At 51.9% G+C, this 13,684-nt stretch carries 10 protein-coding genes and 1 pseudogene; 2 read left to right on the top strand and 9 right to left on the bottom strand.

The features are described 5' to 3' along the window. Positions 1–10 precede the first annotated feature (10 nt). Positions 11–1,966 carry a glycoside hydrolase family 127 protein gene (locus tag GFB57_RS05380; RefSeq protein ID WP_003024208.1) on the top strand — a complete coding sequence of 652 codons (1,956 nt, stop codon included), beginning with the start codon at positions 11–13 and terminating at the stop codon, positions 1,964–1,966. Positions 1,967–2,053: 87 nt separating this feature from the next. On the opposite strand, the gene GFB57_RS05375 is transcribed toward GFB57_RS05380, so the two are convergent. Then, positions 2,054–2,794, bottom strand: a complete 741-nt coding sequence (locus tag GFB57_RS05375; protein WP_003024206.1) for a MipA/OmpV family protein — start codon at positions 2,792–2,794, stop codon at positions 2,054–2,056. Positions 2,795–2,915: 121 nt separating this feature from the next. Here GFB57_RS05375 and GFB57_RS05370 point away from each other — a divergent pair, with 121 nt between their 5' ends. Further along, positions 2,916–3,878: a LysR family transcriptional regulator gene (locus GFB57_RS05370; RefSeq protein ID WP_003024204.1), complete on the top strand. Its 963-nt coding sequence runs from the start codon at positions 2,916–2,918 to the stop codon at positions 3,876–3,878. Positions 3,879–3,885: 7 nt separating this feature from the next. On the opposite strand, the gene GFB57_RS05365 is transcribed toward GFB57_RS05370, so the two are convergent. The 8 genes and pseudogenes from GFB57_RS05365 to GFB57_RS05330 all read right to left on the bottom strand — a co-directional run bounded on the left by GFB57_RS05365 (position 3,886) and on the right by GFB57_RS05330 (position 13,682). Beyond that, positions 3,886–5,022 carry an HlyD family secretion protein gene (locus tag GFB57_RS05365; RefSeq protein ID WP_003024202.1) on the bottom strand — a complete coding sequence of 379 codons (1,137 nt, stop codon included), beginning with the start codon at positions 5,020–5,022 and terminating at the stop codon, positions 3,886–3,888. A 5-nt stretch (positions 5,023–5,027) separates the two neighbouring features. Continuing rightward, the gene (locus GFB57_RS05360; protein WP_003024200.1) at positions 5,028–5,351 is read right to left on the bottom strand and encodes a DUF3302 domain-containing protein; all 324 of its coding nucleotides are present in this window, start codon (positions 5,349–5,351) and stop codon (positions 5,028–5,030) included. 211 nt (positions 5,352–5,562) lie between these two features. Beyond that, entirely contained in the window at positions 5,563–7,101 is a 1,539-nt protein-coding gene (gene aldB / locus GFB57_RS05355; protein WP_003024198.1) for an aldehyde dehydrogenase AldB, read from the bottom strand. A 92-nt stretch (positions 7,102–7,193) separates the two neighbouring features. Then, entirely contained in the window at positions 7,194–8,345 is a 1,152-nt protein-coding gene (yiaY, locus tag GFB57_RS05350; protein WP_003024196.1) for an L-threonine dehydrogenase, read from the bottom strand. A 189-nt stretch (positions 8,346–8,534) separates the two neighbouring features. Continuing rightward, positions 8,535–10,379 carry a selenocysteine-specific translation elongation factor gene (selB, locus tag GFB57_RS05345; RefSeq protein ID WP_003024195.1) on the bottom strand — a complete coding sequence of 615 codons (1,845 nt, stop codon included), beginning with the start codon at positions 10,377–10,379 and terminating at the stop codon, positions 8,535–8,537. Next, entirely contained in the window at positions 10,376–11,767 is a 1,392-nt protein-coding gene (gene selA / locus GFB57_RS05340; RefSeq protein ID WP_003024193.1) for an L-seryl-tRNA(Sec) selenium transferase, read from the bottom strand. The genes selB and selA overlap by 4 nt, the downstream gene beginning before the upstream one ends. Before the next feature lie 98 nt (positions 11,768–11,865). Then, positions 11,866–12,474 (bottom strand): glutathione S-transferase, encoded by a 609-nt coding sequence (locus GFB57_RS05335; protein ID WP_003024191.1) that lies wholly within the window; start codon positions 12,472–12,474, stop codon positions 11,866–11,868. 70 nt (positions 12,475–12,544) lie between these two features. Next, positions 12,545–13,682, bottom strand: a pseudogene (locus GFB57_RS05330) (HlyD family secretion protein). Positions 13,683–13,684: the final 2 nt, after the last annotated feature.

The raw sequence follows: 13,684 nt of genomic DNA, 5'->3' as shown, positions 1-13,684 counted from the left end.
GGAGCACGAAATGAACGTACTGGAAGTCGACCTGCATAAGCTCACCGTCAGCGATCCGTTCCTCGGACAATATCAGCAGTTGGTGCGTGACGTGGTGATCCCCTATCAATGGGATGCGCTCAATGACCGCATTGCAGAGGCGGAACCAAGTCATGCGATAGAGAATTTCCGTATCGCCGCGGGCCTGCAGGATGGCGAATTTTACGGCATGGTTTTTCAGGATAGCGACGTAGCAAAGTGGCTGGAGGCCGTTGCCTGGTCCCTGTGCCAGAAACCCGATGCGGAACTTGAACAAACGGCCGATGAAGTCATTGAACTGGTGGCGGCCGCCCAGTGTGAAGACGGCTATCTCAATACGTACTTCACAGTGAAAGCACCGGATGAACGCTGGACCAACCTCGCCGAGTGTCATGAGTTGTACTGTGCAGGTCATTTGATCGAAGCAGGCGTCGCGTTCTTTCAGGCAACGGGTAAACGCCGTCTGTTAGAGGTGGTGTGTCGCCTGGCGGATCACATCGACAGCGTGTTTGGACTCAGGGAGAATCAACTGCGCGGCTACCCAGGACACCCGGAAATCGAACTGGCGTTAATGCGCTTATACGAAGTGACCCAGCAACCACGCTATATGGCGCTGGTAAATTACTTTGTGGAACAGCGCGGCGCACATCCCCATTTCTATGACGAAGAGTACGAAAAGCGCGGCCAAACCTCTTACTGGCATACTTACGGTCCGGCATGGATGGTGAAGGATAAACCCTATAGCCAGGCTCATCAGCCCATTTCAGAACAGCAAACGGCGATCGGGCATGCGGTGCGCTTTGTCTACCTGATGACCGGCGTCGCTCATCTGGCACGCTTAAGCCAGGACGAAGGCAAGCGTCAGGATTGCCTGCGTCTGTGGAAAAACATGGCCCAGCGCCAGTTGTACATTACCGGCGGGATCGGTTCACAAAGCAGCGGCGAGGCGTTTAGCAGCGATTACGATCTGCCCAACGACACCGTGTATGCGGAAAGCTGCGCCTCAATCGGCCTGATGATGTTCGCCCGCAGAATGCTGGAAATGGAAGCCGACAGCCAGTATGCCGACGTGATGGAGCGCGCCCTGTATAATACCGTATTGGGCGGGATGGCGCTCGATGGCAAGCACTTCTTCTATGTGAACCCGCTGGAAGTACATCCTAAGTCATTAAAATTAAATCATATTTATGACCACGTGAAGCCCGTTCGTCAGCGCTGGTTTGGCTGCGCCTGTTGCCCGCCGAATATCGCCCGCGTGTTAACCTCAATTGGCCACTACATCTATACACCGCGTCAGGACGCGCTGTATATCAATATGTACGTGGGCAATAGCATGGAGGTCCCTGTTGTAAACGGCTCGCTTAAACTGCGTATTAGCGGAGATTACCCATGGCATGAGCAGGTAAAAATCACCATCGAATCACCGCAGTCGGTTTATCACACCCTGGCTCTGCGCCTGCCAGACTGGTGCTCCGCGCCGCAGGTTTTGTTGAATGGTCAGCCGATTGAGCAGGATATTCGCAAAGGCTATTTGCACATCAGTCGAACCTGGCAGGAAGGCGATACGCTCAGTTTGACCCTGCCAATGCCGGTGCGTCGGGTATACGGAAATCCATTAGTGCGTCATGTTGCCGGTAAAGTCGCCATTCAGCGTGGACCACTGGTATATTGCCTGGAGCAGGCCGACAACGGCGAGGAATTGCATAATCTGTGGTTGCCAAAAGAGAGTGAGTTCAGAGTATTCGAAGGTAAGGGATTGTTCAGCCATAAAATGTTAATTCAGGCTGAAGGTGTGAAGCAAAGTGCAGCCGATGCAGCACAACAATCGTTGTGGCACTACGATGTTTCCCCAACTTCGCGTCAGGCGCATACATTGACGTTTATTCCGTGGTTTAGCTGGGCAAACCGTGGTGAAGGCGAAATGCGTATCTGGATAAACGAGCAGTAATAATAAGGCGGATGGCGGCGGTTAGCCCCCATCCGTCAATGTCTCATGAAAAGATTGCCCTCCTCCCTGAGGACAAACGGGTGAGAATCAGAAACGCCAGGTCAGACCGGACATAAAGGTAAAGCTGTCATCGCGATCAACCATCGGGCTATTTTTAATGTCATCCGGCAGTGCGCTATAATTGGCGCTTGCCAGCAGCGTCAGGTTAGTGGTCAATGCGTATTTAGCGGACAGGCCAACATACGGTGTCCAGCTATCGCCTGGGGAATAGCTTGATAAGCCACTACGACGGGACTCATTACCCGATATGCCGTAGTAGTATTCATTGAAGTTTTCGTCATAGTAGAGCACGCCAATCGATGGCGTCAGCGTCAGCTTGCCCATCGGCATTGGACGGAACAGTGAAACTTCCCCTACCCAGCCATTACTGTTGTCCAGCACATCCGCAGCGGCGGAGACTTTCACGCTACCCCATCTTTCATGGTGATACCACGCGGCACCCGCCATTGCAGTTGCGTCACGCTTATCCAGCTTTTTCATCGCATGATCGTCATTATCGCCGGGATCAAACTCAAGCGGCATATAAGAGGCAGTAATACTAAATTCATTACTTTCACTCTTAGACAAAATATAACCTAGCGTTGTTTGCCTAAAATAAAATGATTCACTTTCGTAACTGACTAGCGGTACTGCGTGAACATTATCATTATACCCGCGATAAGGTGATTCATTATATACAGCACCAGCGCCAATAGAAAACTCTGCGGCAGTTGCACTCGCCATAAAAGAAAAGGCGAGCAGCGCCACAATATTGTGTTTAATTAACATGCCAACATTCCATTTTAAAATAAGCTACAAAACTGGTGCATAATAATGCTTACAATTTCATCGGTGCAAGGTTCATATTTATATAGTAATATATAAAAAATTATATATATTGGGCTTGGCGATGAATAAATTACAACTTAAACACCGGGAGTTGAAGATTATTTCGGTAATCGCTGCCAGTGAAAATATCAGTCATGCCGCGACTGTTCTCGGCATCGCACAGGCCAACGTCAGTAAATATCTTGCTGATTTTGAATCAAAAGTTGGATTAAAGGTGTTTGACCGCACCACCCGGCAACTGACCCTCACGCCGTTTGGTATAGCGTTACTTCCTTACATCAATGACATGTTAGACAGAAACGAGCAGTTAAATAATTTCATTGCTGATTATAAGCACGAGAAACGTGGAAAAGTAACGGTATATGCACCAACCGGAATTATCGCTTACTTATCGCAACATGTTATTGCAAAAATTATGGATATTGGCGATATCAGTCTGGTGCTAAAAACCTATAACCTGGAACGTAAAGCCTTTTATGAAGGAGTCGAATTTCCTGATGACTGTGATGTTTTAATTACTTATGCACATCCAAAAGATGAATCTTTGGTCGCCAGTTTTATTACCAAATATGTGGTTACCGCTTTTGCCAGCAAGGAATACCTGGCTCAACATCCCATCAGTACTCCAGAAGAACTTGAGCATCACTCCTGTATTCTGATCGATTCCATGATGATTGATGACGCCAACATTTGGCGATTCTCTTCCCCCGGTGGTAAAGAGATGAATGATTATCGCGTAACGGGTAATTATGTTTGCGACAATACGCAATCTGCGCTGTCGTTGGCGCGAAACCATCTGGGCATTGTTTTTGCACCGAAGGCGAGCGTACAAAAAGAAAGTCAGCCTAACGGGCTGGTTCCGTGTTTCTCCGGACAGCATGAATGGTGGCTGGATCTGGTGGCGATTTTCCGCAAACGTGAATATCAGCCATGGCGGGTACAGTTTATTCTTGATGAGATGTTGGCGGAGATTCGCCGGCAACTTGCTCAGTCGCTGGATCAGCAGACTGAGCAAGCAAAATAGCCTGAGTTTAATGATCGAGATACAGGTAATGTACCCAACTGGTCATGCGCAACAAGACTTTGCGCATGACGGACACATGTTCGAAGTGGTCAGAATAAACCGCGACCTGCGCGTAGATCCCATCAGGTAACGCGCTAACCTCCGCATTATCATTCAGCTCAATCGTGGCGATTACCCCTTCCGAACCGGGCGTAGAATTTAAGGATTGCAGCGCCCCATTCGACTGGTATGTCCCGCCCGGCACTGCCGGACTAATTGCAGCCAGTTTACCGCTGAATACCTTACCCGGCAGCGCGTTAAATACCACTTCCGCTTCATCGCCAGGTTCCAGACGCAGCAGCGAGTTCTGACGGAACTGGGCGATAATTTGCCTTTTTTGATCCGGGATGAATACCATCACCGGACGCATCGGCAGCGCGGCGGCATAGGTTCCCGGGCGCATCAGCACCTGCGTCACATAGCCATCGCTGGGTGCGCGAACCACAGTCTGGTCCAGGTTGAACTCCGCTTCGGCTAACTGCGCTTTCAGGCTGGCAATTTGCGAATTCTCGCCCAGTATCAGGCTGTCTAACTGACTCTGGATTTGCTGCTGCTCCGCGACGGAAGATTTCACCGACGCTTCCTGCGCCAGATAGTTTTGCCGCGCCGCATCAATATCGCGTTCAGAAAAAGGATTCACCTTCGCCTGACTACCCTGCGCATAGCGCTGGTAATCTTTTGCCAGTTTGTCACGCGTGGCCTTTGCCCGCTGCGTGTTGGCTATCATTTCGTCTAACTGCGCAACCAGAGCCTGCTCTTTATGCTGTGCGGTGACAATATCAGCTTTCAGGCGATCGACCCGTGCCTGATAACGCCCTGGATTAAGCTTAAACAGAACCTCGCCTTTTTTGATTAGCGTATTCTTCTTATCCGTCACTTCTGTCACTACACCCGTTACCTGCGGCACCACGGGAATAGAAATTACCGCCTTTTGTGCTTTAAAGGTATACGGATGGTTATAATTCATCAGTAATATAAGCCCGCAAACAATGAATATACCGCCTAATGCTGCGGTAGGAACTGTCCATTTATTTACAGGAATTTTAAAAATTTTAAATATTGACCATGCACACGCCACATAGGTCAGAACAATTAGTAAATCCATCGATATTACTCCGCCGGAGAGGTCTTGGCCTCACCCAGTTTCTTTTCCAGATCCGCAACCCTTGCCTGAAGCTGGATCAGGGAAGAATCCGCGCTCTGCATACCCCATCCGCGCTCCGGACGATAAAGCGTTGCCCAGATCCATAAAAAGGGCCAAATAACATGTAAGGTAAACAAACTAACCCAACCCGCAACATGTATTGCGTCGGCATGGGGGTGGTTACGTTTCTTTGCAATTAGATAGGGAATATCATGCAGAATAATAATCCCGTAAAAAATGACCAGGAATACAAAAATAAGCACTCCTAATGCAAAATAATTAAGGAACATATTTGCCTCAGGGATTTAAATTAAGGAATTCAGATGCAATTTGATTTAAACAATAGAGTTGATAATAGTATTGGAATGACCAGACTGGATGCAATTTTCTTATTTATATAACGATATATGGGTTTCTATATATACACGTCGTCTTTCGAGCTGCAGGACATAACTTGATGCCCGGTACGCTAAACGCGACCGGGCAGTAAGAGACGTGAAATTAAAACAGCCCCAGTGGTTTATCAGAGTAGCTCACCAACAGGCACTTGGTTTGCTGATAATGTTCAAGCATCATCTTATGCGTCTCGCGCCCGATGCCTGACTGCTTATAGCCACCAAACGCCGCATGTGCCGGATACGCATGGTAACAGTTGGTCCAAACTCGCCCTGCCTGAATCCCACGTCCCATTTTGTACGCCAGATTTCCATTACGACTCCAGACACCAGCACCAAGCCCATATTGGGTGTCATTAGCGATTTCCAGCGCCTCTTCCATGGTTTTAAACGTTGTGACAGCCAGAACCGGCCCGAAGATCTCCTCCTGGAAAACCCGCATGTTGTTCTTACCAAACAGAATGGTTGGTTCGAGGTAGTACCCCTCTTTTAACTCGCCATCCAGCTGCTTGCGCCGCCCGCCGGTGAGAACATCTGCTCCTTCTTTCTTACCAATGTCGATGTAATTCAGAATAGTTTCCAGTTGACCATGCGACACCTGCGCGCCCATTTGCGTCACGCTGTCTAACGGGTTGCCGCTACGGATACTTTCCACCCGACGAATGGCTCTTTCCATAAAACGTTCATAAATGGATTCCTGAACCAGCGCACGACTCGGACAGGTACACACTTCGCCCTGGTTGAAGGCAAACAATGCAAAACCTTCCAGCGCTTTGTCAAAGAACGCATCTTCTTCATCCATCACGTCCGCGAAGAAGATATTGGGTGATTTCCCGCCCAGTTCCAGCGTGACAGGAATAATGTTCTGCGTGGCGTACTGCATGATCTGCTGCCCAACTTCCGTTGAGCCGGTAAACGCCACTTTCGCAATACGTTTTGACGTCGCCAGATACTCACCGATCTCCCCACCCGCGCCGTTTACCACGTTCACCACGCCAGGCGGGAGCAGATCGCCGATGACTTCCATCAGCAACAGTACGGACAGCGGCGTCAGGCGCGCGGGTTTCAGCACCACGCAGTTACCCGCCGCCAGCGCGGGTGCCATCTTCCAGCTGGCCATCAGCAGCGGGAAGTTCCACGGGATAATTTGCCCTACCACGCCAAGAGGTTCATGGAAGTGATAAGCCACGGTTTCGCTATCAACCTCGCTGATTCCCCCTTCCTGCGCACGAATACAGGAGGCAAAATAGCGGAAATGGTCAATTGCCAGCGGCACATCGGCCGCGCTGGTTTCGCGGATGGGTTTACCGTTATCCCAGGTTTCAGCCGTTGCCAGCAGCTCCAGATTTTGCTCCATACGATCGGCAATTTTGAACAAAATCGCCGCCCTGTCCTGCACGGAAGTCTGCGCCCATTTATCTTTTACTTTATGCGCGGCATCCAGTGCCAGATCGATGTCCTTTTTGCCGGAAGAGGCCACTTCGCACAGTAATTGCCCGGTTACCGGCGTCAGGTTTTGGTAATACTCGCCGTCCACCGGGGCAACCCAGTCACCACCGATAAAGTTATCGTATCGGGCTTTTAACTTCAGGGAGTAACCATACTCGCCGGGGTAAATACGCGTTGAAGGGGGGTTATTGGTCATGACCGTCTCCTTGCTGTAGGGGTACTACAAGGGTAGACGGGACTGGCGAATTATTCGCCAGCCTTTTACTGCTTTACGACAGGTATCACGAATTACATGGCAGCACGATAAATCGCCATGATTTCTTCATGTGTCGCCTGAATCGGGTTAGTGAAACCACAGGCATCTTTCAGGGCATTAGTCGCCAGAACGGCAAAATCTTCTTCCTTCACGTTCAGCTCACGCAGACCGGCCGGAATATTCACTTTCTGCGCCAGTTCGCGGATCGCCGCGATGCAGGCTTCTGCCCCTTGCTCTTCGCTCAGACCAGCAACGTTCACACCCATTGCCGAGGCGCAATCGCGCAGGCGGGCGGCAGCAACTTTACTATTAAATACCTGTACATGCGGCAGCAGTACGGCATTACATACTCCGTGTGGCAGATCGTAGAAGCCACCCAGCTGGTGCGCCATTGCATGCACGTAGCCAAGAGAGGCATTGTTAAAGGCCATACCTGCGAGGAACTGCGCATAGGCCATGGCTTCGCGCGCCTGAGCATTACTGCCCTCTTCAACGGCGACCGGCAGGTTTTGCGCAATCATGGTGACCGCTTTCAGCGCACATGCATCGGTAATCGGCGTGGCAGCAATCGACACGTAGGCTTCGATAGCGTGTGTTAACGCATCCATACCGGTAGCCGCCGTCAGAGACTTCGGCATGCCGACCATCAGCGAGGAGTCGTTAACCGACAGCAGCGGCGTAACGTGCTTATCGACAATCGCCATTTTAATGTGGCGTACTTCATCGGTGATGATGCAGAAGCGGGTCATTTCAGATGCCGTACCCGCCGTGGTGTTGATGGCGATCATCGGCAGCTGCGGTTTTGCAGAACGGTCTACACCTTCGTAATCGCAAATATCCCCACCATTAGCCGCCACCAGCGCAATACCTTTTGCACAATCGTGTGGAGAACCGCCACCGAGAGAAATAACGCTATCACAGTCGTTTTCAGTCAACATTTGCAGGCCAGCGGCAACGTTGCTGGTTGTGGGATTAGGATGCGTACCATCGTAAATTACGCTGAAAATATCACGTTCCTTTAATGCCTTTTGAATCTCGCCAGCCATACCTAATTTCGTCAGCATGGCATCCGTGACAATCAGCGTACGGCGAAAACCATATTCCGCCATTGTATTCATTGCGTCTTTTAATGAATCAGCGCCGATTACATTCACGGAAGGAATAAAAAATGTTGAAGCAGCCATTGTACGATCCTTAATTACTCTAAAAGAGTCAGGAAGCATACGAGTGAAATATCCAACAGAATATGATCATGGTTGTTATTTTAATAACAACCACAATTAAAAAGCACATTAGGTTTATAATCTAATGTGCTTATTTCAATCAATATCTATTTTGTATTAATTCATTTAATTCCTGAATTAATTGTTTCATTACTTTTCGGGGAACAGCAATGCATCGCGTAATAAATGATCATTTCCCCGACGGCGAGTAAAACCAATGCGATCAAAATATTCCAGAATCTGAATAGCCAATTTGCGCCCGATGTTAAGCCTGTCGCGAAAATCAGCGGCACATGTCGATCCCCTTTCCTGATCCAGTTCGCGGATCATATTGGCAAAGGCCACTATCCGATCGTTACGGTAATAACGATCTTTCACGATCGCGGTGATGATGCCTTGCTGCGCCGCTTGTCGTAACACCACACGCATCATTTGCTCATCCGTGCCCGTCTGTTTTGCCAGGTCGCGCACCCACCACGGCTCATCGCCAAAAAGCGGTTCTGCTTTTTGCCAGATAGCCTGCTGCTCATCGCTGAAACCGGCCTTGTGATCGGGCAAATGCAGCCAGCCATGATGACTATGGATGACGCCGCTCTCGCGCATCTTTTCAATCAGCAGCAGGACCAGCGCTTCATCTTCCATCGGCAAAGCCATCCGGCGCAGGCGTTCGCGCCCAGGTCCAGGCTCATCGCGGTGCTGGTCGTGGTAAGTCGCCAGCGTATCGAGGATTTTGCGCTGCCAGCGCGCTGCAACAGTGGCATCCAACAAACTGTATCCCGCCTGAATAAAACCATGCTGCTCGATCAACGGACGCATGCCGTTACCGTTGAGCTGACGCGCCCAGGCGAAGTCGGGAATATTTACCGCTCCACGCGTCAGATGCAACGCCAGAGCGTCACCATCACTCTGTGCGTTTTCCAACGCCGACAGCCACTGCAAATATTCCGGCTTACGCTTCCCGCGACGCGGCGGATTGAGCGTGACCACGCGCGCACCGGCCAGCGTCGTGCGAGCCGAAATATCGCGCAGCACCAGACGATCGTTATCGGCGAGCCAGAGCGGCGTATCAAACACCAGTTCCGCCAGCGTCCCTTCAAGCAGCGAGATTCTCCCGGTAACGTGGCTGGCAGCGTGGTGAATATGCAACGGTTGCCACTGCATCAGCGGCGCGGCATGTTCTAAAGAGACAATCACGCGGGTAAACGCCTCTGGCGGCGCATCAGCAAGCAGCCAGTCGCCGCGGTTAAGTTCTTCTTTTTGCGCATCACCGGCAATATTTAGCGCAATACGTTGTCCCGCCTGCGCGCGATCGGTGGCCTGATTTTGTGCATGCAGGCTACGTACGCGCATCGGTTTGTTGACGCCCGTGAGCCACAGTGTGTCACCGACATTCACTTCACCGCTGAGCGCCGTCCCGGTCACCACCAGTCCCGCGCCTTTGACCGTAAAGGCACGGTCAATCGCCAGGCGGAAGCTGTGATCGCGGGCATGCTCGCGCGACGTTAATTGCAGCAAATGTTCGCGCAGTTCCTCGATGCCACGGCCTTCACTGGCGGCAGTGACGAATAGCACCGACTCCGCGAAACCATAATTCCCCAGCGTGGCCTTAATCTCCGCACGCACCTCTTCAATTCTTGCTTCGTCCACGCGGTCGGCTTTCGTAAGCGCCACGGTGATCTGCGGATTACCCGTCAGTTGCAGAATTTGCAAATGCTCACGCGTTTGCGCCATCACGCCGTCATCACACGCCACCACCAGCAGCGCGTGATCAATCCCACCAACACCCGCCAGCATGTTAGACAGAAACTTTTCGTGTCCGGGTACATCGATAAATCCCAGTATCCGCCCGTCCGGCTGCGGCCAGTAGGCATAGCCGAGATCGATGGTCATACCGCGCTTTTTTTCTTCCGGCAGACGGTCGGCATTCACGCCGGTAATCGCCTGTAATAACGTTGTTTTTCCGTGGTCAACGTGTCCGGCGGTTGCAATAATCATTTCAGCATCATCTCCATAAACCGGGTCTCGTCTTCAAGGCAGCGCAGATCCAGCCACATGCGGCCATCATAAATCCGGCCAATGATCGGCACGGGCAGTGCACGCCAACGGGCGGCCAGTGCTTCGAGGCGGCTACCGCGTCCGTCATGGGGGGTAAAGGTTAATGCCGCGCTGGGCAGCCTATCAACCGGTAGCGAGCCGCTGCCAATTTGCGACAGGCAAGGCATGACGTTCAGGGCGAATTCGTCACCGTAATGCTCGGCAAGCCGTGCCTGTAAGTGTTGGGCCTGCGCGTGGACAGCCTCCTGCGAGCGAGTGAGCTGGCGTAACGTCGGCAACTTCTGCGCCAGCGCTTCCGGATGCAGGTAGAGCCGCAGCGTCGCTTCCAGCGCAGCCAACGTCATTTTATCAGCCCGTAATGCGCGTTTCAGCGGATGGCTCTGTAAGCGAGCGATCATCTCTTTTTTACCGACGATAATCCCGGCCTGCGGCCCGCCCAGTAATTTATCGCCAGAGAAGCTCACCAGACTGACGCCAGCGGCAATCAGCTGTTGCGGCATCGGCTCCTGCGGTAATCCATACTGGCTGAGATCGACCAGTGAGCCGCTGCCGAGATCCGCCACTACCGGCACATCCAGTTCCTTGCCAATAGCGGCCAGCTCAGCCTCATCCACCGACTTCGTAAAGCCTTCAATGCTGTAATTACTGGTATGGACTTTCATCAGCAGAGCGGTATTTTCATTCACCGCCTGACGGTAATCTTTCGCATGGGTCCGGTTGGTGGTACCGACTTCGCGCAGAACACATCCGGCCTGGCACATCACGTCCGGAATACGAAACGCGCCGCCAATTTCCACCAGCTCACCGCGCGAAACGACCACCTCTTTGCCGTTGGCCGTGGCGGCCAGCATCAGTAAAACCGCTGCCGCATTGTTATTGACGATACAGGCGTCCTCCGCTCCCGTCAGACGACAGAGTAAATCCGCCAGCGCCCGATCCCGATGTCCACGTCCGGCATCATCCAGGCTATATTCCAGCGTCACTGGCGTGCGCATTGCTTGCACCACCGCCTCGATCGCTTCTTCGGCCTGCGACGCTCGCCCAAGGTTGGTATGCAGCACCGTTCCGGTCAGGTTAATCACCGGACGCAGCGCGCTTTGCGATTCTCGTTCCAGACGGGCGCTGGCTTCTTGCGCCCAGTCCTCACACCATGCCGGGAGCGCGTGCGTGTCGCGAATCGTATCTCTGGCTTCGTCAAGCATATGACGCAGCAGGTCAACCACCCGGGTATGACCGTGAGATTCACGTAAGGCTGGGAAGGCGCTATCGCGCAATAAACGATCGATAGCGGGAAGCTGGCTGTAGAGTGAACGCATGTCGGTTGTCATGAAAGGGCCTGGCTGTTGGTGGCCCTCTCCACCGCGGAGAGGGCTATCGATATAGGAAGGATTGTACCGTGACTTTGCTCAGGCAGGTATTATCTGCATCAAGCCTTTGGCGGTTCTGTGCGGGCAAAACTTTCGCGTTGAAAAAGCGTTTCCACCAGTTTGACCAGACGTGGGCGGTCCACACACCAGCCGGGCGCGACCCGACGGAAATTGAGATAACCGACGGCACAGGCAATCGCGATGGTAGCCAGGTTAACCGTATCCGTTTTCAGCGTACCGTCCGCCAGATAGCCTTCCAGCATATCCAGACTGCGGGTGATCTTCTCCCGCTGGCGTAACAATTCAGTTTCTGACTGCTGCGCGGCGGGGCGAGCCTGCTCGCGCACCGAGACTAATCCCGCATCCATAATACCGTCGGCCAGCGCTTCCAGTTGACGAACTTTGAGTGCCGCTAACGGTTCACCCGGTAGCATGGCTGGCGCAATATCCAGCAGCTCTATGTATTCTGCGATGATCGGAGAGTCAAACCAGTACTCACCCTCATCGGTGACCAACGCGGGTACTTTTCCTAGCGGGTTATAACGCGCCACGCCACTATCCGCGCTATAGGGAAGTTCATTCACAAATTCGAAGGTGATGCCCTTTTCCAGTAACAGAATAGAAATTTTACGCACAAAAGGGCTGGTATAGCTGCCAATGAGTTTCATGCCGGGTCCTTTTTGCCAACAAAAATATCAGTATGGCTCAGGTCACCGTAAATGGCAGGTGATGACGGTCTCAATGATCCAAATAAAGATAATGCATCCAGCTGGTCATGCGCAGCAGCACTTTACGCATCACTGACACGTGAGCGAAATGGTCGGAATAGACCGCCACCTGGGCATAGATACCGTCCGGCAGCGCATCCACATCGGCATTAGGATCCAACTCAATCGTAGCCAGCACGCCATCGGTACCCGGCACCACCGTTAAGGACTGTAATGCCCCCTGCGCCTGATAAGAACCGCCCGGCACAACCGGAAGAATGGAGGTCAACTTGCCGGAGAAAACCTGACCAGGCAGCGCGTTGAAGACCACTTCCGCTTCATCACCCGGTTTAAGACGCAGCAACGAGTTCTGGCGGAATTGCGCCACAATTTGCCGTTTCTGTTCTGGAATAAATACCATCACCGGGCGCAGAGGTAGTGCGGCGGCGTAGGTCCCGGGCCGAATAAGCACCTGCGTAACATAGCCGTTGCTGGGGGCACGGACGATAGTCTGCTCAAGATTGTATTTGGCTTCAGCGAGCTGAGCGCGCAGAGACGCAACCTGAGATTGCTCCCCGTTGACCATACTGTCTAACTGACTCTGAATCTGCGTCTGTTCGGCAACGGAACCTTTTACCAGCGCGTCCTGTGCCAGGATAGTTCTGCCGGGCGTTGTCGATATCGCTTTCAGAGAAGGGATTAACCTTCGCCTGGCTGCCCTTCAAATAGCGTTGATAATCTTTATACAGACGATCGCGTTCAGCGGAAACGCGGGTAGTGTTGGCGACGGCTTCAGAAAGTTGGGCTTTCAGATTGTCGATGTTGTGTGTGGCGGTAACAAGATCAGCCTGCAGTCTGTCAACACGTGCCTGATAGCGGCCTGGATCGAGTTTAAATAACACTTCGCCTTTTTTAATCAACTGATTATTTTTATCCGTTACCTCACTAACAATTCCTGTGACTTGCGGAGTGATCGGAATTGAAATAACCGCTTTTTGCGCCGTAAAGGTATACGGGTGGTTATAGTTCATTAATAAGATCAGTCCCGCAACAATGAATACCCCACCTAATGCAGCAGTAGCGAGCGTCCATTGGTTTACCGGAATACGGAATATTTTAAAGATGGCCCAGGCAAAGGCCACATAGGTCAGGACTATCAACAAATCCATGA

The organism is Citrobacter sp. S39, from assembly GCF_009495675.1.
GTDB classification, from domain to species: Bacteria; Pseudomonadota; Gammaproteobacteria; order Enterobacterales; family Enterobacteriaceae; genus Citrobacter; species Citrobacter freundii.
This window is presented reverse-complemented; position numbering and strand designations above follow the sequence as displayed.